This is a genomic window from Winogradskyella sp. PC-19 (assembly GCF_002163855.1).
In the GTDB taxonomy this organism is placed as follows: domain Bacteria; phylum Bacteroidota; class Bacteroidia; order Flavobacteriales; family Flavobacteriaceae; genus Winogradskyella.
This window is the reverse complement of record NZ_CP019332.1, coordinates 1,430,339-1,452,427: the sequence shown is the minus strand read 5'-3', so window position 1 is coordinate 1,452,427 and position 22,089 is coordinate 1,430,339. Positions and strand designations below refer to the sequence as shown.

Sequence of the window (22,089 nt, the reverse complement as noted above, 5' to 3'; positions counted from 1 at the left end):
CCAATAAGTTATTAAAGATAACGATACATTTTTACTTACATTTGCTACTGAAAAATATAAAATGCAAATAAGATTAGTAAGTTTATTTTTGTTTTTATCGATAGTCTTGACCGCTCAAGAGGAAGATACTGAATCTTATTTTGACGCCAATTACTTTAAGGGTTACATAGCACTTCATGATAATAATCTTTTAGGTTTAATTAACGGAAGACCAGACGGTGTAATACTAAGTTGGAACAAAAAAACCTTTGGGCAAGAGAATTGGGAACAGCGCTATAATTATCCAGATTATGGTGCTTCTTTTATATATCAAGATTTAAAGAGTAGAGAACTAGGGGATAATTTTGGGGTTTATGGGCATTATAACTTTTACTTTTTTAACCGTAATCTAATGTTCCGTATTGGCCAAGGTATTGGCTACACCAGTAATCCTTATGACAGAGAATCAAACCCTAAAAATATTGCCTTTGGCTCAAGTCTATTAAGCAGTACTTATGTAATGCTCAATTACAAAAAAGAACGCATTTTTGACCATTTTGGTCTACAAGCAGGATTTTCATTAATACACTATTCTAACGCAAATGTTAAAGCACCAAATACAAGTGTAAATACTATAGCATTGAATGTTGGAGTTACTTATGACTTAGATGAAGAAAATCCTGAATATATTCATGATTTGAAAGATGAGAAATTTACTGAACCCATAAAATATAATTTTGCTTTTAGGTCAGGTATTAACCAGAGTGATATTATTGGTAGCGGACAATATCCTTTCTATATTTTTTCTGCATATGTTGATAAAAGAATTAATCGTAAAAGCGCTATTCAATTTGGAGCAGATGTGTTTTTTTCTAATTTTTTAAAAGAGTTAATTCGTTATGAAAGTACAGCAGCATTAGGTAATGGGGTCACTGGAGATGAAGATTACAAACGTATTGGAATTTTTGCTGGACATGAGTTGTTTGTAAATAATTTTTCTTTAGAAACCCAATTTGGGTATTATATTTATTACCCTTTTAATTTTGAAAGTCGTACATATATTAGAGCTGGATTAAAACGATATTTTGATAATAAATGGTTCGCTGCTTTAACGCTTAAATCACATGGATTTAGAGCAGAAGCCGTTGAATTAGGAATTGGATTACGATTATGAAAAAGATAATTTACATATTTGGATTATTACTCTTTTTAGGTTGTGATAGCGACAGTGCGCCAGATTGTTTTCAAACTGCAGGAAATAGTATTCAACAAGAGTTTTCTGTCGCTAATTTTGAAAGAATCTTAGTCAATAGAGATGTAGAGCTAATTATAAAACAAGGCGCTACTCAAGAAGTTATTGTCGAAACTGGAGAAAATTTATTAAATGATGTTATAGTCGAAGTCATTGGTAATCTATTAGTATTAACCGACAATAATAATTGTAATTATGTACGTGATTTTGGGATAACTAAAGTGTTTGTAACTACACCAAATCTTACAGAGATAAGATGTTCTACACAATTTGAAATTAAATCTGACGGTATTTTAGATTTTAATAATATGACGCTAATCTCTGAAGACTTTTCATCATCTGATAATTTTGCTATTGGAGATTTCAGATTAGAACTAGACGTAGTTGACTTACAAATTACTTCAAATAATTTATCTTTTTTCTACCTATCTGGAGATGTAGAAGATTTGAACATCAATTTTGTAGGAGGAAATAGTCGTTTTGAAGGCGAAAACTTAATAGCTCAAAACGTATCCGTATTTCATCGTGGGACAAACGACATGATTGTCAATCCACAACAATCTATAACGGGAAGAATTTTATCTACGGGAAATGTCATTTCAGTTAACCAACCTCCAATCGTTGATGTCGAGGAAGTCTTTAATGGGAGATTAATTTTCGAGTAATTAATTAAATATTAAACGAACTGCAACGTAAGCTAAAAGTATAAATACTCCAAACCCAATTCTCTTGTTCCATTCTTCTTTTATCAGAATTTTGAATTTTTTTCTTCCCAAATAGAATAACCATTTTACACTGACTCCAATACGTTTAAATAAACTTGGTAGTATTTCAATCATAAGTTGGCCTAAAAATTCACCTATAAAATCAGCCATAATTTAATTAGTCAATTCTCTAAACAAACTTTCTAAACTTTCATTTTTTTGATTAAGCTGAAGAATCTTTAACTCATTGTCATGAGCAAAATCAAAAACATGAGAGCGCATATCCTCTGTAGTAGAAAATGTGATTTCATAAATAAAATCATGTGTATTTTTTACAGAGCTAACATTCGGTAATTTTAATAAAAAAGTATCCTCTACGCGATAGTCAAATTCTACAACAACAACTTGTTCTTGTCCTTGTCGCATCTCTGCTAAATACTTGTCTGCAACAATTTCACCTTTATTAATTATAATTACACGATCACACATAGCTTCGACTTCTTGCATAATATGTGTGGATAGAAATACCGTCTTTTCTTTGCCGATATTTTTAATAAGATTTCTGATATCGACCAACTGATTTGGGTCTAATCCAGTTGTAGGCTCATCTAAAATTAGTACTTCAGGATTGTGAAGCATCGCATTTGCTAAGCCAACACGTTGACGATAACCTTTGGAGAGTTGCCCTATTTTTTTCTGAGATTCTGGTGTTAATCCTGTTAGGTCAATAACTTCTTCGATGCGTGTTTTGTTAACGCCGTATACATCTGCATTAAACTTTAGATATTCTCTAACGTAAAGTTCGGTATATAAAGGGTTGTGCTCAGGTAAATAACCTACGGAACTTTGAACAGACTTTTTATCACTGTCGATATCATATCCATTGACTTTGGCCTCACCTCCAGATGGATTTATATAAGTTGTCAATATTTTCATCATAGTAGATTTTCCAGCTCCATTTGGGCCTAAAAAACCAACAATTTCGGCAGCATTTACTGAGAAAGAAATATTATTTAAAGCTTTTTGTTCGCCGTATACCTTGGTGATATTCTCAACTTTTATTGACATCTTAATATCTTTTTTCAAAAATAAACAATATGTAATGTAAAGACTAAATTACAGGCTAATCTTTAATTTTTCAGATAAAACATTAAAAATTAGGCTTTAGTATTTTGTTTTGCGATTTTATTATATACATTAGCACCAATGAAAACTACAAATCATACATATTACAACTGGCTTTATTTCTTTTTTGACAAAAAGATCGAGACGTTGTGTGTGTAATTTATAACATATATTTGAACTAAGTCTCGATGAAAATCGGGATTTTTTTTTGCAGTAGTTTTAAAGATTATTTTTAATAATGAGTACAATAAGCACGATAGCCATTCAGGGCATCAAAGGATCTTTTCATCACAGTGTGGTAGAAAAGTTTTTTGATGGCACACAGTCATTGGTAGAGTGTTTAAGCTTTGATGTGTTGGTAGAGAGTGTTTTAGATAAAACTTCAGACGTGGCAGTGATGGCCATCGAAAATTCTATTGCAGGTTCGATTATTCCAAATTATGCATTAATTGATACTCATGATTTAAATATTATTGGCGAGTATTATTTAGATATTCAGCATAATTTAATAGCGTTTCCTGGTCAAAAAATAGAAGATATAAAAGAAGTGCACTCTCACCCAATGGCATTATTACAATGTAAAGCGTTCTTTAAATTGTATCCAAAAATAAAATTGGTTGAAGCAAAAGATACTGCCGATGTTGCTAAATCGATTTCAGAGAATAATATTAAAGGTATTGCAGCAATAGCTAGTAAAACGGCTTCTAGTTTGTATGGCTTAGATATTTTGGCACAAAGTATTCAGACTATTAAACACAACGAAACACGTTTTGTTATTGTTAAGAGTGAGAAAGCAAATATCAATGATACTGATATCAATAAAGCATCATTAAAATTTGAGTTAGACCACAAACGTGGTAGTTTGGCAGCGATACTTAATGTGTTAAGTGATTGTAAACTAAACCTAACTAAAATTCAATCTTTACCAAAGATTGATATGCCTTGGAAGTATGCTTTCTTTATAGATGTTACCTTTGATGAGTACACAGATTACAAAAAAGCAAAATCTATTGTAAATATTATGGCAGAAAATTTTAAGATTTTAGGGGAATATAAAAACGCAAAATCATGATAGAAGTAGCAGAACGACTTAAGCAGGTAGAAGAATACTACTTTTCTGTAAAACTTAAAGAAGTGGCTTTTTTAAAGTCTCAAGGTAAGCCTATTATTAACCTTGGTATTGGTAGCCCAGATTTAGATCCACCATTAAAAGCTATTATGGCTTTAGAGGAAAGTCTTCATCATGCAGGAGCGCACAAGTATCAAAGTTACCAAGGTATTCCTGAGTTTAGAGATGCTGTTGCGGATTTCTACAAAAGGCATTATAGAGTCTCATTAAGCGCAAAAACCGAAGTTTTGCCATTAATGGGAAGTAAAGAAGGTGTCATGCATATTTCTATGGCTTTTTTAAATAAAGGTGATGGTGTTTTAATTCCAAATCCAGGATATCCAACTTATGCTAGTGTTGCAAAATTATTAGAAGCTGAGCCTGTTTTTTATGATTTAAAAGAAGAAAATAACTGGTTACCAGATTTTGTGACTTTAGAGCGTATGGATTTAAGTAAGGTAAAAATCATGTGGATTAATTATCCAAATATGCCAACAGGAAATAATGCGTCTCACAAATTTTATGACGATGTTATCGCTTTTGGAAAGCGCCATGATATCTTAATTGTAAATGATAATCCATATAGCTTTATTCTAAACGATAAGCCAAAAAGTATATTACAATATAGGCAAGCGAAAGATGTATGTTTAGAATTGAATTCAATCAGTAAAACATTCAATATGGCAGGTTGGCGTGCAGGAATGGTTGTTGGTAATTACGATTATGTAAATGCAGTTTTAAAAGTTAAGAGTAATATGGATTCTGGAATGTTTTATGGCATACAAAAAGGAGCAGTAGAAGCACTTAAGAGTTCTGAGATGTGGTTCGAAAGTTTAAATAGTATTTACAGAAAAAGACGTGAATTAGTATGGGAATTAGCTGAATCACTAAACTGTACTTGTAATGATGATGTATCTGGATTATTTGTCTGGGCAAAATTACCTGAACATATAAAGAGTGAAGAGTTTACTGATTTAGTACTAAAAGAGCACAGTATTTTTGTGGCTCCAGGAACCGTTTTTGGAAGTAATGGCGAAGGTTATGTTAGGTTTTCTATTTGTGAAGAAGAGTCAGTAATCAAAGAAGCTATAGCTAGAGTAAAGTAAAATGAAGAGTGTAGCAATCATAGGAGTTGGGTTAATAGGTGGCAGTTTTGCTTTAGATATCAAGACAAAATATCCAAAGTCAATTATTTATGGTATCGATAAGAATAAAGCACATTTAGATGAAGCTATTTCGCTTGGGATTATCGATAAATCAGCAACTATAAATCAGCTTAAAGAAACCGATATGGTTATTGTTGCAATTCCTGTAGACGCAACTCTTAATTATTTGCCAGAAGTTCTTGATAATATTGGAGAGAACACCATTGTTTTTGATGTTGGTTCTACCAAAGAAGATATTTGTGATAAAGTAAAATATCATCCAAACAGACGACATTATCTGTCTGCACACCCAATTGCAGGTACAGAATTTTCAGGTCCAAAAGCAGCGGTAAAAGGTTTATTTCAAGATAAAACTAACATTATTTGTGAGGTCGAAGAAACAGCTTTTAAACTTCAGGAGAAAGCTTTAGAGCTTTTTAGAGACTTAGGTATGCGCATACGCTATATGAACCCTAAAGCACATGATAGGCACATTGCTTACATGTCGCATCTGTCACATATTAGTGCATTTATGTTAGGAAAAACAGTTATCGAAAAAGAAAAAAACGAACGTGATATTTTTGATATGGCGGGCAGTGGTTTTGAAAGTACAGTACGTTTAGCAAAAAGTAGTCCAGCGATGTGGACACCAATTTTTGAACAAAATAAAACCAATGTTATAGAAACATTAGACGAATACATAAACAACTTAAAACATTTCAAAAGCTTGATGGAGCAAGACAATTTTGACTCTGTATACCAAGAAATGGAAAACACAAACTATATAAAGCAAATTCTTAACGGAATTAAATAGAGATAAGAAAAAGAAAAAATGGAAAATAAAAAGGAACTTAGAAATTGGCTAGACGCTTTTGGATTAGATCATCCACTAGTTATTGCTGGGCCATGTAGCGCAGAAACAGAAGAGCAAGTACTAAAAATTGCTCACCAATTAAAAGATAGTGATGCAACGGTTTTTAGAGCAGGAATTTGGAAACCTAGAACACGACCAGGAAATTTTGAAGGTGTTGGAGCTCTTGGACTCAAGTGGATGCAACGTGCAAAAGAAGAAACAGGATTGTTAACCACAACAGAAGTAGCAAATGCTAATCACGTAGATTTAGCCTTAAAACATGATATTGATATTCTTTGGATAGGTGCAAGAACAACAGTTAGTCCTTTTATCGTCCAAGATATTGCAGATGCTTTAAAAGGAACTGATAAAACTGTTTTAATCAAGAATCCTGTAAACCCAGATTTAGCCTTATGGTTAGGAGCTGTAGAGCGCTTTTATACTGCCGATGTAAAGAATTTGGGAGTAATTCATAGAGGGTTTTCTACATATGAAAAAACGAGATATAGAAATAATCCAGAGTGGCAGATAGCTGTAGATTTACAGGATCGGTTTCCAGATTTACCAATAATCCTAGATCCATCGCACATTGCTGGACGTCGTGATATTATTTTTGAGCTAAGTCAAACAGCATTAGATTTAAACTACGATGGCTTAATGATAGAGACACATCATAATCCAGACAAAGCGTGGAGTGATGCTGCACAACAAATTACACCAGATACTCTAACAAAGTATACTGAAGATTTACGTATCCGTAAAGAGGTAGGAGAAGCCGCTGAATTCAAAAATAAGATTAATACTCTAAGAACTCAGATTGATGTTGTGGATCACCAACTCATTGAGATGCTTGGTAAGCGAATGAATATTGCCGATGCTATCGGTCAACTCAAAAAAGACCATAATGTAGCTGTATTACAATCTAAACGTTGGAACGAAATTTTGGGTAAGATGATTCTTCAAGGTGAAGAGAAAAGTTTAAGCGAAGAGTTTATTCTTCGTGTATTTAAAGCCATTCACCAAGAATCAATTAATCATCAAGAGAAGATTATAAATAACTAATAGTTATCCTCTAAATATAAAAAGGCTTGCCATTGGCAAGCCTTTTTATATGAACTCAAAACTTTATAATAATTATAAAATTATGACATAAGTCATTATCTTTTGAGTTTTCTGATAGTAATTTTGTTTTAGCTTATTTTAGAAGAAAAAACTTCAAAATAGAATATATTAATGACCACACTTCTCATTATTTTAACCATAACTATCGCTTTATTCGTTTGGGGAAAATTCACGCCAGATATTGTTGCTTTAGTCTCAATGCTTAGTTTGTTTTTATTTGGCATATTGGATTTAAACGAAACGCTAAGTGGTTTTAGTAATCCGACAGTTATAATGATTGCCTCTCTCTTTATTATTGGAGAAGGATTATCTCAAACAGGTTGGACAGCTTTGGCTGGTCAAAGATTTGTAAAGTGGGCAGAAAAAAGTATCCCTAAGTTACTGGTTTTAGTCACTTTTGGTTCAGGAATTTTATCAGGTTTTGTAAGTAATACAGGTACTGTTGCAACATTATTACCTGTTACAGTTTCTTCAGCTTTTAAAATGGGTACAGTACCTTCAAAATTATTAATGCCAGTTGCCTTTGGATCAAATACTGGAGGCCTATTGACGTTAACAGGCACACCACCAAATATTATTGCAAGTAATGCATTAATCGAAAACGGTTTTGAAGCTTTTTCATTTTTTGAATTCACTCTTATTGGATTTCCACTACTTATAATTTCAATCTTATATTTCAGGTTTTTAGGTTATAAATTATTGCCAAAAAACACATCCGAAAACCAGCCTATTAATATTGATTCAGAAATGCATGAGTGGATAGAGAACTATAGTATAGGCGAAAACATTTACCGTCTTCGTGTGAGGTCTATGTCGCCATTACTCAACACCGCTATCGGCGATTGGGATTTTGATAATAAGTATAATGTATCAATAATTAGACTACGAAGACGATTTCCAAATATTGTAAAAGGCGTGAAGCCTTACGTCGAGTTCCCTACGCCAGATACCATATTGCAATATCACGATATAATTACTGTAAAAGGAAAAACAGAAGATGTAGATAAATTAATTCTAAAATTTAAGCTGAATGTTATTCCTTTCAAAAACAGCAACGAGGATTTAAAGGAAGAATTTATAAATCAAGAAGTTGGTTTGGCAGAGATGATTATTACACCTAACTCCATGTTTCTAGGACATAATATACCAATGGGGTTGTATTTAAAACAAGCAGGTATTCAACTTGTTGCTGCTTCAAGAAATAATAAACCACTAAAGGATAAAAATATTGCGGTAAAAGCAGGTGATGCTTTTATCATTAGAGGTACTTGGCAGCGTATTGAGCATTTAAAAAGTGTGTATAAAAATCTAGTGATTTCTGGAAGTCCAGAAAGTATGGCAAAGGACGTTAATAAGTTGACTTATAAATCGTATATAGCCTTGGCAATGTTGTTGTTAATGATAGCTCTTTTAGTTTTTAAAGTTGTGCCAGGAGCCATAGCTGCTATGATTTCTGCAGGTGTCATTTTATTAACAGGTTGTGTGCCAATTTCTAAGGCTTATAAAGGTATTAGTTGGATAAGTGTTGTAATGATTGCAGCTATGATTCCAATGGGATTAGCACTTCAAAAAACAGGTGTTGCAGAGCTTGCGGCAAATAGCCTGGTTACAAGTTTAGGAAATATACATCCAACGATTTTACTTGGTGGAATTTTTTTATTGACTACTGGATTTAGTCAGGCGATTAACAATTCTGCTACGGCTGTTTTGATGGCACCCATAGCTATTTTAGCAGCTACTACATTAAATATTTCGCCAGAACCATTTATGATTGTTGTTGCAATTGCAGCATCAACAGCTTTTTTAACACCAGTTGGAACGACTACAAATGCAATGGTCATGTCTGCTGGTGATTATAAGTTTATGGATTATGTAAAAGTTGGGTCACCATTACTGTTGTTGTTTTTTGCAATGGCTATGGTGTTAGTGCCTTTAATTTGGCCTTATTAAATTTTAATAAATAAAACATTAGTTATGAGTAACTTAAAGATAGTCGATTTACAAACAGCAGTATCAGTTGTTAAATCTGGAAACAGAGTATTCTTTCAAGGTGCAGCAATGACACCAAATCTTTTAATTGACGCCTTATGTGAGCGCTATGAAGAGTTAAGTGACATAGATATCATTCAAATTCATACAGACGGAGAAGCAAAGTATTTAGAAGCACCTTACAGCAAAGCTTTTAGTTTATCTACTTGTTTTGTTGGTGGAAATGTTAGAAAAGGTGTTAATACCAATAATGGCGATTATATTCCGGTTTTCTTAAGTGAAATTAATTTGTTATTCAGACGTAATATATTACCAATAGACGTAGCTTTTATTCAAGTTTCACCACCAGATAAGCACGGTTATTGTTCTTTAGGTGTATCAGTAGACGTGACTTTGCCAGCAATTGAAACAGCAAAAACTGTTGTTGCTATGGTTAACCCAAAAGTACCAAGAACTCATGGTGATGGTATTATTCATATCAGTCATATTAATTATGCTGTTGAGGTAGACTCACCAATACATCAATCTATAGTTTCTGCACCTTCAGATATAGAAGTGCAAATAGGAAAACACGTGGCTGCTTTGGTCGAAGATGGTGCAACTTTACAAATGGGAATTGGTAATATTCCTAATGCGGTATTAAATAATTTGACCAATCATAAGCGCTTAGGGATACACACCGAGATGTTTTCTGATGGGGTATTACCTTTAATAGAAAAAGGCATTATTACAGGTGAAGACAAAAAAGTAAAGCCAGGAAAAATCTTAACTACTTTTGCTGTAGGTTCTCAAAAACTCTACGATTTTGTTGATGATAATCCAGCTGTAGATTTTAAAGAGGCATCTTATACCAATGATACATCAATAATAAAATTGAACCCTAAAGTCACGGCAATTAATAGTGCTATTGAAATCGATTTTACAGGTCAAGTTTGTGCAGATACTATCGGAGCTTACCAATATTCTGGTGTCGGTGGTCAAATGGATTTTATTAGAGGTGCATCTTTATCTAAAGGTGGTAAGGCTATCATTGCAATGCCGTCAATAACAAAACGTGGCGATACTAAAATTGTACCATTTCTAAAAACAGGAGCAGGTGTGACTACTACAAGAGCACACGTACACTATATAGCTACAGAATATGGTGTGGTAAATCTTTTTGGGAAAAGCTTGAAACAACGTGCAAAGGCATTAATTGAGATTGCACATCCTGACCATCAAGAACATTTACTAAAAGAAATGTATAATCGATTTAATGGTTTTCATGATTATTTATCTTTTAAATTATAGTTTAAAAGTACAATATATTTGTGACTGATTCTTATTTAACTACTAAAGTGTCCAAAAAGACTAGTGAAACATTTAATTACGTAGTTGAAATTAATTTTTAGAAGATTGATTAATATATTTTCCGACAACTATAGCAGTTAAAACAACAAGATAAAATTGGCCAATTAAGCCAATAAATATCGCAGCTTTTTGAGCAATTGGTGTAATAGGAAGAATATCTCCATATCCAATAGTCATTAATGTAATGTAACTATAATACATAAGACTATCTGACATTTCTGAAGGCCCTATATTTATAGCGTGTGTTGTAATTCCTGAAAATGAATTTGGGTAAATAATTTCGATAGTCAGGCACAAAAAAAATGATAATAAACCCAAGGAAATATAACCGCTTATAAGGCCTAGAATGACATTTTTACCAACATCTTTAGCATTCCAAACTTGTTTAACAATTTCAATAGTTACGAATCCATAAAAAATGAAGTATGACGCAAGTTTAATGTAGTTGTAATTTTCATTCAAAGTTGAATCAAAGAATGTAAACACTACAAAAGTTGTTGAAATAGCCAGAAAAATAACCAACAATTTAGAGACCAATCTTTTTTTAGAAAGTAAAATAATTCCAGAAGCGATATTAATTAGTAAGAAAAGAGGCATTATCCAATTTTCAAATAAATCAATAGGAATAAATAAAGATCCGAAAAGTATTATTAATTGAGTAAATAAAAATAATTCAAATCGATATGAGTAAAACTTATCTAGCATTATATTAAATTAATCATCAAGTATAGATTCATTAAACTCATAATCTTTATAATTTACTTTAAATAATATACTATAGAATGAAGGTATAAATAATAAGGTGATTACAGTACCAAATAATAGCCCAATCATAATACTTACTGCCATACCTTCCCACATTTCACCACCACTTAAATACAATGGGATTAACCCTAAAACGGTTGTAAATGTTGCCAACAAAATTGGTCTAAATCGTTGTAAGCAAGCAGCTATAATTGCATCCTGTATTGGACGTTTAATTTCACTTTCCTCAATTTGAATTCTATCTATCAGTACAATTGCATTATTAATTACAATTCCTGCCAAAGATATTACACCTAAAAATGGCATAAATCCAAATGGTTCCTGAAAAATTAGTAAACCAATTACAACTCCAATGATACCTAATGGGATAGTTGCAGCTACCATAATCGTTTTTCTAATCGAATTGAACATAATAATTAAAAGAAGAAGAATTATAAAGCCAGATAAAGGTAAATAACTAATTACAGCTCCCATATTTTCTGCAGTATTTTCAGCATCACCACCAAATTTATAAGTATAACCTTCTGGCCAATTTGCAGAGGTTTTCTCCATGTATGGTGTCATTATTTTCATTATCGAAGAAGCATTTCCAGTTGCATTTAACTCACTACTTACATTTATTGTTCTATCAATATCTAAACGCTTAATCTTAGCATATTGCCATTGTGGATCAATAGATGCAACTTGTAATAAAGGCACACTTTTACCGGAGTTCTGGGCAAAAATATTTAACGTCTCAATGGAGGCTAATGTCTGTTGTTGGCTTTCATTACTTCTCATTAAAATGGGAATTGATTTATTGTCTTCGCGATATTCTCCAGTTTGAAAGCCATCTAAAACCGTTTGTAATGATGTCGCTATATCAGCACTTGTAATACCAGCCAACTGGGCTTTGTTTTGGTCAATATTAACTACAAATTTTTTCGTTTTTGGTCCCCAATCGTCTTTAATATTTTTGGTTCCTGAAACTGTTTTTAATTTTTGTTTGGTTTGTTCTGATAGTTCAGCAAGTATATCTGGATTATCACCAGAGATCTTAATTTCAATAGGAATGCCACCGCCTCCAGATCCTAATAGACCTACTTTAATATCTGCATTAGGAAAATTGTTGAAACAGTGCTTGTCCAATTTTTCAACTAGATCATTGTTGTAAATAAAATCAGAGGTGTTTATTAATATGTGGGCATAACTCGCGTCTGGTTCATCTGTAGAATACCCTAAATCATAAGATTCTGGACCCTTACCAACGTAGGCTGACCAATCTATAACTCCATTAGGCTTACTGTCATTGACTAATAGGTTGGTTTTCATGAAGTTTTCAATATCTTTTACAACTTGCTCTGTAGCTTCGATTCTTGTTCCTTGAGGTAAATTAATATCTACAGTAATCATATTTCTATCACTATCTGGAAAAAATACAAATGCAATTTTCCCGAAGCCTAAAAGTGATAAAAAGAAAGCAGCAATAATTCCGAAGAGAACCAACCTTTTGTATGATAATGCTATTAATATTAAGTCTTTATAGTAAAGTTTTAGTTTGTTAATGATTTTATCAATAAAGCTTACTTTCTTTTCTGACTTTGGAATTACTTTAAGGAAGAGATAACATAATAGTGTAATTACTGTTAAAGCCAAAATCCAAGATGAAAGTAGTGCTAAAGAAATTACGACAAATATTGGCCCTACAATATCACCCATAGTAGATTCTGCCATGTAAAATGCTAGGAATGCTGCTGAAGTCGTAAGCGTAGAAATTAGTAAAGGTGTAAACAATTCACTACAAGCATCAATAGCCGCTTTCTTAGCATCAATCCCATTTTCCATCTTTACCAAAATCGTTTCGGCAACAACTATTGCATTATCTACCATCATACCCAAAGCCATAATTAATGCAGCCAGAGTCACTTGATTTAATCCCATATCAATAACACCCATTAGCATTAGCGTCATTATGGTTACCATAGGTATTAAACTTGCAATAATACCACCAGTTCTAAATCCTAAGAATACAAGCATTACAATAAGCACGATACTTATAGATTGAATTAAATTGATAATAAAATCACTAATCTTATTGTCTATATAAGTGTCTAAAGAAGACAGACGCTTTAACTCTAATCCTACAGGTAGATTATTTTCCCATTCTTTAATAACGACATCTAAGTCTGCACCTAATTGTATAATATTGGCATCCTCTTTAAGATTAATATGCATTGAAATAGCCTTCTGTCCATTAACAGTAACTAATTGGCTTGGCGGATCTATATAATCTTGTTTAATTGTTGTGATGTCACCTAGATATACTAATTGAGAGCCATCACCAACAGGAATTAAAGTTTGCTCAATATCTTTTACAGAGTTGAAATTTCCCGATGGTTCTAAAATAATACGTTCATCACCGAGATTAATTTGCCCTCCAGAACTTAATATATTTGTAGAACTTATAATGCTTTGCAATTTAGAAGCAGTTAACCCATATTCTTTTAATCTAGCATTGTCAAATTCAATAAAAACACGTTCATCTTGTACACCTCCAACCTCTACTTTTGCCGCTAAATCTAATTTTATAAAATCATCTTTAATATCGTCAACATAGTCCTTAGCTTCTGCATAAGAAAAACCGTCTATTACTAATCCGACAGCAATTCCAAAAACTTCACCAATACCATCATCATTTAAGTTTGGATTAACACCTGATGGTAAACCTTGAATCTGAGTTAACTTTCTTCTTAACCTGTCCCAAACAGCTTGAAGATCTTCTGGTTTAACTTGATCTTTTAATTCAACAGTAACAACAGATAGACCAGACCTAGATGTACTACTGACTTCTTTTAATTCTGGCAGTTCTTGAACTATTTTTTCAACTTTATCAGTTACCAATTGTTCTACACGCTCAGGACTTGAGCCAGGAAATGAAGATACTACAGTTGCTACTCTAACAGTGTAAGGAGGCATACTATCTCTTGATAAAGATTGATAGAAAACCATACCTAAGATTAATATGGTGGTAAGAACCGTAAAGGTAATACGGTTTCTATTAATGGAAAAGGCTGTTAAGTTCATCTAAGATTAGTTTAGTTTTACGTCTTGTCCATCTAGTAAAGTTTGTAAACCAGCTGTAGCTATCTTTTGACCGGCTTTTAATCCCGTTTTAACTTCAAATCCTTCTGATGTTAGATTTCCTATAGTAATTGATTGTTTTTTTACAGTTGCCTTATTTTGCTCACCTTCAACTAAGAAAACAAATCTTCCATTACCATCTTCGCCAACCGCATTTGCAGGTACAACGATAATATTTTTTGCCATGTCTTCATATACAAATTCAAATAGGACATTAGCTGCCATACCACTTTTGATACGTTCATTACTATCAGTTACCATTACGGTGATTGGATATGTAGAAGTATTGGCATTTAAGGCTGGTGCTACTTCAGTAATAACGGCATTAAATGTTTCCCCTTCTATTGCTGTAAATGATACTTTAACTTCCATATCTTTTTTTACAGCATTAATAACTGACTCTGGCAGACCTAAACTAATTTCTATTGCTGTACCAGCATTTAGTACGCCAACTACTTGCCCAGGAGAAACGTTTTCATCAACTTCTGAAGTAACAGAAGCTATAACACCATCCTCTGGCGCATATAGATACCCAAATCGTATTTGATCTTGTTGAATAGCAACACTCCGTTTAGAAGATTCAAAACTTGCTAAGGCAGTTCTGTAAGAATTCTTTGCTGCTTCATAATCACTTAATGAGGAACTACCCTTTTCATACAATGTTCTCATACGGTTTAACGCAAGTTTAGCAGTATTCATTTGAGACTCAGTGCTATTTTTTGATTCTATAGCTGATTCATAATTTAGCCTTGCAGCTACATTATCTAAAGTTCCCAGAAGAGTACCTTTTTTTACTTTTTGCCCTAAATTCATATCTAGCTTTGTTATAATTCCACTACTTCTAAAACTGAGATTTACAATTTTCTCTGTTTTTGCAGTTCCGCTAAATTGTCTTGCTTTTTCACCACCTAAATAAGTAACTTCACTATATTTAACAGGTCTTAAAATCACTTCTTCTTTAACTTCTTTTTCACCACAACTCATCATAAAAAGTACTGCGAGTGAACAGCTGATTTTAAAAATTTGATTTGATAGTTTTATCATAATTGTGTTTGTTGTTAATCGTTATTTTGAGTAAATTTTAAAAAGCGTTGAATAAAAGCGGTTCTTTCACTTTCATCTTGTAATAAAAAGAACAGACCCAACGAGCGCTCTAATTGCATAGAACTTTGTAAGTAATTATATGTGGCATTAGCACTTGCAAGCTGCGCTTGCAAATAATTATTCTGAGCATCTAAAAGCTGAACAATATTCACCGCTCCATTAGCATAAGATGTTTGGGTTAGGTCTAAAGCCTCCTTAGCAGTATCTTCAAAAACTTTTGATAACTGAATATTTGAAATCTGATTAATCAACTGTAAGACGGCATCATTTATATTCTTTTCGATATTTAGAGTTATGTTATCTCTAGAGATTTCTAGCTGCTCTTTTTGTAATGTAGCTATTTGTTTGTTAATATTTTGTCTATTCTGATTGAATATCGGTAAGGAAACATTTAATCCTACAGTATAATACCCGTCTGGTATAACAGGGAATCCCGAAGGAAAACTTGAGCCAGTCCCGGATCTTGAAAATTCATAATTGTATTGACCTTGTAACGCAAATGTTGGTAGAAAGCGACCAGCTCCATATAACCGCTCACTTCTTTCCGTGGCTTTTACATTATAATCTAAAGCCTTTAACTCTGGTGCATTGTTAATCGCCTCTTGAACTAAGAATTTTATAAAAGGAAATCTTAAAGTTGGGTCATCTAAAAATTGTCCTAATTGTTCATAATTATAATTACTAAAAACTCCTTTTTTTAATTCTGCTTCTTCAACATCTATTTTAGTATCAATAGGATTGTTTAATAATTGATTCAATACATAATAACCTTGTTCTAATTTATTTATGGCCTCAACCATTTGCTGTGTATTTTGAGCCATTTCCGATTTAAAACGTAATACATCAGATTTACCAGCTTGACCAGCTTCATAATTTTCAGTAGCTATCTTTAGGTTATACTTAGTAAGTTCTAAATTCTGATTTTGAATAGACAAGTTCGCCTTAAGAATTAATGCTGTAAAATAGGCTGTAGCCGTATTAAAAACAGTATTTAGAGCTTCACTATTATAGTTTTCTTGCTGTGCATCTCTCAGAGATTTTTGTATACTAATATTCGCATTAGCCGCTTCAGAAAATATGGTTTGTTGTAGGGTTATATTTCCAGAAGTTGTTATCTCAGGGCTTTGACCATTGCTAACTTCAGCCAATTGCGGATCAACATAAGTTCCTGTGACACCAGCTGTAATATTTGGTAAATAATCGCTTTTTGCTAACTCTAAATCTTTTTTAGTTAAGCTAATATCTTTATCAATAGTCTGAAGTTCTAAGTTTTCAGTAATAGCTTCTTGCATTACGCTAACAAGCGTATATGTTTTATCTGCTACAATTTCTTTAGGGTTACCAACAAAACTTGTGCTTGCTATTAAACTATATTTAAGTGGTAATCCAATTTTTTCAGCGGTATTATAATTAACGGTTAAAGTACTTTTAGATTCTAACTTTGTACTTAATGTTGACAAAGCATTTCCATTTAAAATGGACTCGACAGTTAATGCAATTCGTCTAAAAAACTGGTTGAGTTCTGATTGATCATGACTTGTTGCAAGAATACCATTTATTACATCCTTTACTGGGTTACTAGTAAAAGATGGTAACCGTTTCTCGATAAGTACATTTGCTAATTCTTGCATTTCCGAATCAGACAAGTAAAAACCACCAGCCAAATAAACAGCATCAATATTATCTAAATTACTAGTAATGTCTGATAATGAGTCAAAAGGAATTAGTTTTATTTCAATGTTTAAATCTTTACTTATATCATTAAAAGTAGATGCAATGGGTAAGTTATCTATGAATGCTTTTTCAACAACAACACCTATTGTTTTTGGACTAGCTAATTTTTGGAGTAGTTTAATATCTTCAATGTAAGACTGTGATGTAACTATAGATGTGTAATTTGTGATATTAGAAACTAATGACTCATCAGTCAATAACTCTTCACTTAATGCTCCAAAGACAATTGTTGGTTTTTGGTAAGTGCCGATTTTAGATATTACAGCATTATTAACAACACCAAAAGCAATAATAATATCTGTATTGTTTTTAACTAATACATTATAGTTATTTAGAGCTGTAGATGAGTCAAAATTATTGACCAATTTACTTACTTCTGGGAATTCTAATACTGCATCTTCTCCGACAACAGCAGATATTTCATCAGAAAGTTCCTTTAATAACTCATTAATTTCAACTGAGTTTTTATCTAATAAGAATCCAATCTTAAAAGTCTTGTCTTGAGAAAAAGTTAAAGTCGTTATAAAAAAAGACAGAAAAAAACTGAGGATATAGCGCATTTGTATGGTAGTATTATATCATTAAAAGTAAAAATAACTATAATTTGATTGATTAACAATCTTTCACATTATTGATGACTTAGGAATAATCTTAATTTTTAGAGTTTAATAAATAGATGCTTTTAAAACAACTTATGGAGGCATTTTAAAAGTAGAACCTAAAATAATATAGATTCCCCAATTACGAGTCTGTATTTGTGTAATGTATTTTATTACAGGCTTCTTTTAAAAATATACCTTGTAATAAATATTCCATTGTTATCACCTTTTCCTCCAACACTTTCTACACCTGTATTAACAAAAGCTAATTCCCATCCTTCAGAAATCATAGTATTAATTTTTGAAGATATTACAGCATCGTTCGCAGCAATATTCTGAAAACGAATACCTCCAATATTATAGAAGTTTAAAAGTTTTGTCTCTTCAAAGTTTTTCACTCGAATTTCTCCTCGGTCTGACTTATTTCTCTTGTCTTCTTTCTTGTCGCTACTTCTTTGAGAAGTAAAATCTTGGTAGTTTCTGTCTTCTGATGCTGATACAATTCGGCTTCGTCCAAGACCACTTGGTACAATAGATTCGACACTTGTAATAACTTTATACTCTACTTGAGCACTGATTTCTGCGAATGATAAGCCAATGAAGGCTACTACTAGTAAGAATTTTTTCATAAAATGTAATTGTTTTAATTTTTCAATATTAAATATACAATTATTAAACAACCTTACTTTTTGCGAAATGTTGTTTCTTTGTAATCTTATATTATGATTGGAATCGTTTACAAATCAACAGGAAGCTGGTATACTGTGAAAACACCTAACGGTAAGTTCTACGAATGCCGTATTAAGGGTAAATTCCGAATACAAGGCATAAAGAGTACAAACCCAATTGCTGTTGGCGATATAGTAGAATTTGATGTAGAAACAAAGAATAACACCGAAACAGGTGTTATAAAACGTATTGAAGAACGAAAAAATTATATAGTTAGAAAGTCAGTAAATCTTTCGAAACAAACGCATATAATTGCATCAAATGTAGATCAAGTATTCCTATTAGTAACCATCAATAATCCTCCAACATTTACAAGTTTTATTGATCGTTTTTTAGTCACTGCAGAAGCATATAGCATTAATACAGTAATTTTATTTAATAAGATTGATGCTTATGATGAAGAAACAATATTAGAAGTAAAGTATTTGGCGAGTATTTACCGAAAAATTGGTTATGAGTGTATCGGTATATCGGCAACGACTGGTAAGAATATAGACAAAGTCAAAGAACTAATGTTAGGCAAAATAAGTATGTTCGCTGGCCATTCTGGTGTTGGGAAGTCGACTTTAGTTAACGCTATTGAGCCTTCATTAGATTTAAAAACTAAAGAAATATCAAATCAGCATATGCAAGGGCAGCACACAACTACTTTTGCAGAGATGTTTGATTTAAGTTTTGATGCTCAAATCATTGACACACCAGGTATTAAAGGTTTTGGAGTCGTTGATATGGAAAAAGAAGAAGTCGGCGATTATTTTCCTGAATTTTTTGAGTTAAAGCAAGATTGCAAATTCAATAATTGTTTGCATTTAAAGGAGCCAAAATGTGCGGTAAAAGATGCATTAGAAAATGATGAAATATCTTATTCTCGTTACCGAAGTTACCTCCAAATTTTAGAAGGCGAAGACGAACATTACCGAACAGATAATTGGGACGAGATTCAGTAAGTAGTATGTATTTGAAATGAGAATAGTTGTTCAGCGTGTTACAGAAGCTTCAGTTACAATCGATAATAAGGTTGTTGCGTCTATCAAAACGGGTTTATTGGTTTTATTGGGTATAATAGATGAGGATACTAAAGATGATATCGAATGGTTATGCCGAAAGATAATAGGTATGAGAATCTTTCCTGTTGAAAATGGAGTGATGAATAAATCTATTCAGGATATTGATGGAAACATTATTGTTGTCAGTCAGTTTACACTTCACGCGAGTACAAAAAAGGGCAATCGTCCAAGTTATATTAAGGCTGCAAAGCCAGAAGTTGCAATTCCTTTATATGAAGAATTTAAAAGAAATCTACAGTTGCAATTAGGTAAAGTTATTCAATCGGGAGAATTTGGAGCAGATATGAAAGTATCACTTCTAAATGATGGTCCTGTTACTATTATCGTGGATAGTAAAGATAAAGTGTAAGAATAAATTGACAACTTACATTTGTAAATTAATCTACACTTGTTATATTGTATTCCTAAAGAATTGATTGAATGAACTTTATAAAAATACCACTACTTTTTCTTTTTTCTTTATTATCAATACATGCGACGGCTCAGTCAGAGTCTGATTACAAGGCAAATACAATTCCGTTTGAACTAAAGATTAAGGCAAATGCTGTGGTTAGATTTGATAACCAAACGATTGAAATCAATGATTTTGATGATATGTATGTTACTACTAAGCGTGTTGTAACTGTATTTAATGAATACGGAAACCGCCATCTAAATGCATATGAAGGCTATGATAGTAATAGTAAGATTAAGAAAATGGAAGCTCGGATTTATGACAAATTTGGTAAAGAAATAAAAAAATTTAGACTCAGAGATTTTAATGATGAAAGTGCCGTAAGTGGAGGAACTTTGTATTCTGATAATCGTGTAAAATATTTAAACTACACGCCAGTAAAATATCCATATACCTTAGAATATAATTCGGAAGTGCAAATGAAGAGTACTGCTTTTGTACCAAAGTGGTATCCAATTGACGATTATTACGTTTCAGTCGAAAATTCAGAGTATAAAATCATTAATAATTCAGATATAAAAGTTCGAATCAAATCCGAAAATTTTGAAGGTTATGAAATAGAATCAATATCTGATTTACATCTAAAGGCTTCAAATTTAAAAGGGATTAAGTTCGAGGCATACAATCCAGGCATAATTAATATTGTTCCACAATTAAAAGCTGCATTAAATACTTTTAATATGGAAGGTGTTAAAGGAGAAAATACTAATTGGGAAGATTTTGGTAAATGGATGTATAATAAACTTATAACTGGTACTGACCAAATACCGCAATCTGCAATTGATGAGGTCAAAGCGCTTACAGCTAATACAACTGATGATATAGAAAAAGCCAAGCAAGTATACCAATATATGCAAGACAAAACACGTTATATCAGCGTGCAGGTAGGTATAGGAGGTTGGAAGCCTATGGACGCTACAGACGTAGATAAATTAGGTTATTCGGATTGTAAAGGTTTAACCAATTATACAAAGGCGTTATTAGAAGCTGTTGGTGTGCCGTCTTATTACACAGTAGTTTGGGGAGATTCAGATTTAAAAAGTATAGATAAGGATTTTTCGGTTACTGAAGGAAATCATGTGATTTTATGCGTACCAAACGAGGATGAAAATATCTTTCTCGAGTGCACAAGCCAGACCAATCCTTTTGGGTTTACCGCTGGGTTTACAGACGATAGAGATGTGCTTTTAGTGACTCCAGAAGGCGGAAAAATTGTTCATACAAAAATCTATAATGCTAAGGATAGTCAGCAAATAACGACTGCAAATATTAGTCTTGGAAAAACAGGAAATCTTGAAGCAGACATAACTATAAAAACAACAGGGTATCAGTATGCGCTTCACGAAGAGATTGTAAATAAATCTTTACGAGATCAAAAATTAGGCTACAAAGAATATTGGGATAATGTCAATAATCTCGATATACTTTCTATAAATATTGATAATAACAAAGAAGATGTTATACTTACAGAGAATATCAAAGTTAACGCTTCTAATTATGCGTCAAAAAGTGGTAATAGATTGATTTTAATGCCAAATATGTTCAATCGCGTGACTAATATTCCGCCACGATACGACAAGCGAAACCTAGATTTTAAAGTACAGCGTGCTTACGAGGATATAGACGAATTTATTATTAATTTCCCAGAAGGTGTTGAGGTCGAAGCTATGAGTGAAGGCGAAACTATTGAAACCAAATTTGGCACATATACTTTTAAGCTAGAAAAAATAGAAGACAATAAGCTTAAGTATTCTAGAATTTGTTTGATGAAAAAAGGTAATTATGATAAGAAAGACTATGAAGCCTTCAGAGATTTTAAAAAGCAAATCGTAAAGCTAGATAAGAGTAAAATAGTACTTAAAATAAACTAACAACCAATCAATAATTATA

At 32.4% G+C, this 22,089-nt stretch carries 18 protein-coding genes; 11 read left to right on the top strand and 7 right to left on the bottom strand.

Translation table 11 applies throughout. The annotated features are described in order from the left end of the window. Positions 1–61 precede the first annotated feature (61 nt). Together BTO05_RS06765 and BTO05_RS06760 are read left to right on the top strand one after the other, a co-directional pair. Positions 62–1,153, top strand: coding sequence for an acyloxyacyl hydrolase (locus BTO05_RS06765; protein ID WP_087491927.1), 1,092 nt, complete (start codon positions 62–64; stop codon positions 1,151–1,153). Beyond that, the gene (locus BTO05_RS06760) at positions 1,150–1,896 is read left to right on the top strand and encodes a head GIN domain-containing protein (protein ID WP_087491926.1); all 747 of its coding nucleotides are present in this window, start codon (positions 1,150–1,152) and stop codon (positions 1,894–1,896) included. Before BTO05_RS06765 ends, BTO05_RS06760 begins: the two co-directional genes overlap by 4 nt. Here BTO05_RS06760 and BTO05_RS06755 read toward each other — a convergent pair whose 3' ends face one another. Beyond that, complete coding sequence (locus BTO05_RS06755) at positions 1,897–2,106, bottom strand: hypothetical protein (RefSeq protein ID WP_087491925.1); 210 nt, start codon at positions 2,104–2,106, stop codon at positions 1,897–1,899. It abuts the gene before it with no gap. Positions 2,107–2,109: 3 nt separating this feature from the next. Continuing rightward, on the bottom strand, positions 2,110–3,003 hold the full coding sequence (gldA, locus tag BTO05_RS06750; protein WP_087491924.1) for a gliding motility-associated ABC transporter ATP-binding subunit GldA: 894 nt from the start codon (positions 3,001–3,003) through the stop codon (positions 2,110–2,112). Between the two features lie 295 nt (positions 3,004–3,298). On the opposite strand from gldA, the gene BTO05_RS06745 reads away from it, so the two are divergent. The 6 genes from BTO05_RS06745 (at position 3,299) to BTO05_RS06720 (ending at position 10,567) form a co-directional block, all read left to right on the top strand. Then, positions 3,299–4,132, top strand: coding sequence for a prephenate dehydratase (locus BTO05_RS06745; protein ID WP_087491923.1), 834 nt, complete (start codon positions 3,299–3,301; stop codon positions 4,130–4,132). Next, positions 4,129–5,274 carry a pyridoxal phosphate-dependent aminotransferase gene (locus BTO05_RS06740; protein WP_087491922.1) on the top strand — a complete coding sequence of 382 codons (1,146 nt, stop codon included), beginning with the start codon at positions 4,129–4,131 and terminating at the stop codon, positions 5,272–5,274. Before BTO05_RS06745 ends, BTO05_RS06740 begins: the two co-directional genes overlap by 4 nt. Position 5,275: 1 nt before the next feature. Further along, positions 5,276–6,127, top strand: a complete 852-nt coding sequence (locus tag BTO05_RS06735; RefSeq protein ID WP_087491921.1) for a prephenate dehydrogenase — start codon at positions 5,276–5,278, stop codon at positions 6,125–6,127. Between the two features lie 18 nt (positions 6,128–6,145). Further along, entirely contained in the window at positions 6,146–7,228 is a 1,083-nt protein-coding gene (locus tag BTO05_RS06730; protein ID WP_087491920.1) for a bifunctional 3-deoxy-7-phosphoheptulonate synthase/chorismate mutase type II, read from the top strand. 171 nt (positions 7,229–7,399) lie between these two features. Further along, positions 7,400–9,238, top strand: a complete 1,839-nt coding sequence (locus BTO05_RS06725) for an SLC13 family permease (protein WP_087491919.1) — start codon at positions 7,400–7,402, stop codon at positions 9,236–9,238. Between the two features lie 24 nt (positions 9,239–9,262). After that, the gene (locus BTO05_RS06720; protein ID WP_087491918.1) at positions 9,263–10,567 is read left to right on the top strand and encodes an acetyl-CoA hydrolase/transferase family protein; all 1,305 of its coding nucleotides are present in this window, start codon (positions 9,263–9,265) and stop codon (positions 10,565–10,567) included. A gap of 90 nt (positions 10,568–10,657) precedes the next feature. Here the strand turns inward: BTO05_RS06720 and BTO05_RS06715 are convergent, their stop codons facing one another. From BTO05_RS06715 to BTO05_RS06695, 5 genes are all read right to left on the bottom strand, one after another. Beyond that, entirely contained in the window at positions 10,658–11,332 is a 675-nt protein-coding gene (locus BTO05_RS06715) for an ion channel (RefSeq protein WP_087491917.1), read from the bottom strand. Between the two features lie 9 nt (positions 11,333–11,341). Continuing rightward, a complete protein-coding gene (locus BTO05_RS06710) occupies positions 11,342–14,455 on the bottom strand; it encodes an efflux RND transporter permease subunit (protein ID WP_087491916.1) in 3,114 nt (1,037 codons plus the stop codon). Between the two features lie 6 nt (positions 14,456–14,461). After that, positions 14,462–15,556, bottom strand: a complete 1,095-nt coding sequence (locus BTO05_RS06705) for an efflux RND transporter periplasmic adaptor subunit (protein WP_087491915.1) — start codon at positions 15,554–15,556, stop codon at positions 14,462–14,464. A gap of 14 nt (positions 15,557–15,570) precedes the next feature. Then, positions 15,571–17,910, bottom strand: a complete 2,340-nt coding sequence (locus BTO05_RS06700) for a TolC family protein (protein WP_087491914.1) — start codon at positions 17,908–17,910, stop codon at positions 15,571–15,573. Positions 17,911–18,122: 212 nt separating this feature from the next. Further along, on the bottom strand, positions 18,123–18,578 hold the full coding sequence (locus tag BTO05_RS06695) for a hypothetical protein (RefSeq protein ID WP_087491913.1): 456 nt from the start codon (positions 18,576–18,578) through the stop codon (positions 18,123–18,125). A 93-nt stretch (positions 18,579–18,671) separates the two neighbouring features. Between BTO05_RS06695 and rsgA the strand changes: the two genes are divergently transcribed. From rsgA to BTO05_RS06680, 3 genes are all read left to right on the top strand, one after another. After that, complete coding sequence (rsgA, locus tag BTO05_RS06690) at positions 18,672–19,625, top strand: ribosome small subunit-dependent GTPase A (RefSeq protein ID WP_087491912.1); 954 nt, start codon at positions 18,672–18,674, stop codon at positions 19,623–19,625. A gap of 16 nt (positions 19,626–19,641) precedes the next feature. After that, positions 19,642–20,094 carry a D-aminoacyl-tRNA deacylase gene (dtd, locus tag BTO05_RS06685; RefSeq protein ID WP_087491911.1) on the top strand — a complete coding sequence of 151 codons (453 nt, stop codon included), beginning with the start codon at positions 19,642–19,644 and terminating at the stop codon, positions 20,092–20,094. A 71-nt stretch (positions 20,095–20,165) separates the two neighbouring features. Then, positions 20,166–22,070 (top strand): DUF3857 domain-containing protein, encoded by a 1,905-nt coding sequence (locus BTO05_RS06680; RefSeq protein ID WP_087491910.1) that lies wholly within the window; start codon positions 20,166–20,168, stop codon positions 22,068–22,070. Positions 22,071–22,089 lie beyond the last annotated feature (19 nt).

What these genes read in the sequence shown, in the direction of transcription:
- rsgA (WP_087491912.1), top strand. Translation starts at nt 18,672, where the DNA reads ATGATTGGAATCGTTTACAAATCAACAGGAAGCTGGTATACTGTGAAA.
- gldA (WP_087491924.1), bottom strand. Translation starts at nt 3,003, where the DNA reads ATGTCAATAAAAGTTGAGAATATCACCAAGGTATACGGCGAACAAAAA.
- BTO05_RS06705 (WP_087491915.1), bottom strand. Translation starts at nt 15,556, where the DNA reads ATGATAAAACTATCAAATCAAATTTTTAAAATCAGCTGTTCACTCGCA.
- BTO05_RS06680 (WP_087491910.1), top strand. Translation starts at nt 20,166, where the DNA reads ATGAACTTTATAAAAATACCACTACTTTTTCTTTTTTCTTTATTATCA.
- BTO05_RS06715 (WP_087491917.1), bottom strand. Translation starts at nt 11,332, where the DNA reads ATGCTAGATAAGTTTTACTCATATCGATTTGAATTATTTTTATTTACT.
- BTO05_RS06730 (WP_087491920.1), top strand. Translation starts at nt 6,146, where the DNA reads ATGGAAAATAAAAAGGAACTTAGAAATTGGCTAGACGCTTTTGGATTA.
- BTO05_RS06765 (WP_087491927.1), top strand. Translation starts at nt 62, where the DNA reads ATGCAAATAAGATTAGTAAGTTTATTTTTGTTTTTATCGATAGTCTTG.
- BTO05_RS06760 (WP_087491926.1), top strand. Translation starts at nt 1,150, where the DNA reads ATGAAAAAGATAATTTACATATTTGGATTATTACTCTTTTTAGGTTGT.
- BTO05_RS06745 (WP_087491923.1), top strand. Translation starts at nt 3,299, where the DNA reads ATGAGTACAATAAGCACGATAGCCATTCAGGGCATCAAAGGATCTTTT.
- BTO05_RS06740 (WP_087491922.1), top strand. Translation starts at nt 4,129, where the DNA reads ATGATAGAAGTAGCAGAACGACTTAAGCAGGTAGAAGAATACTACTTT.
- BTO05_RS06720 (WP_087491918.1), top strand. Translation starts at nt 9,263, where the DNA reads ATGAGTAACTTAAAGATAGTCGATTTACAAACAGCAGTATCAGTTGTT.
- dtd (WP_087491911.1), top strand. Translation starts at nt 19,642, where the DNA reads ATGAGAATAGTTGTTCAGCGTGTTACAGAAGCTTCAGTTACAATCGAT.
- BTO05_RS06710 (WP_087491916.1), bottom strand. Translation starts at nt 14,455, where the DNA reads ATGAACTTAACAGCCTTTTCCATTAATAGAAACCGTATTACCTTTACG.
- BTO05_RS06725 (WP_087491919.1), top strand. Translation starts at nt 7,400, where the DNA reads ATGACCACACTTCTCATTATTTTAACCATAACTATCGCTTTATTCGTT.
- BTO05_RS06695 (WP_087491913.1), bottom strand. Translation starts at nt 18,578, where the DNA reads ATGAAAAAATTCTTACTAGTAGTAGCCTTCATTGGCTTATCATTCGCA.
- BTO05_RS06755 (WP_087491925.1), bottom strand. Translation starts at nt 2,106, where the DNA reads ATGGCTGATTTTATAGGTGAATTTTTAGGCCAACTTATGATTGAAATA.
- BTO05_RS06735 (WP_087491921.1), top strand. Translation starts at nt 5,276, where the DNA reads ATGAAGAGTGTAGCAATCATAGGAGTTGGGTTAATAGGTGGCAGTTTT.
- BTO05_RS06700 (WP_087491914.1), bottom strand. Translation starts at nt 17,910, where the DNA reads ATGCGCTATATCCTCAGTTTTTTTCTGTCTTTTTTTATAACGACTTTA.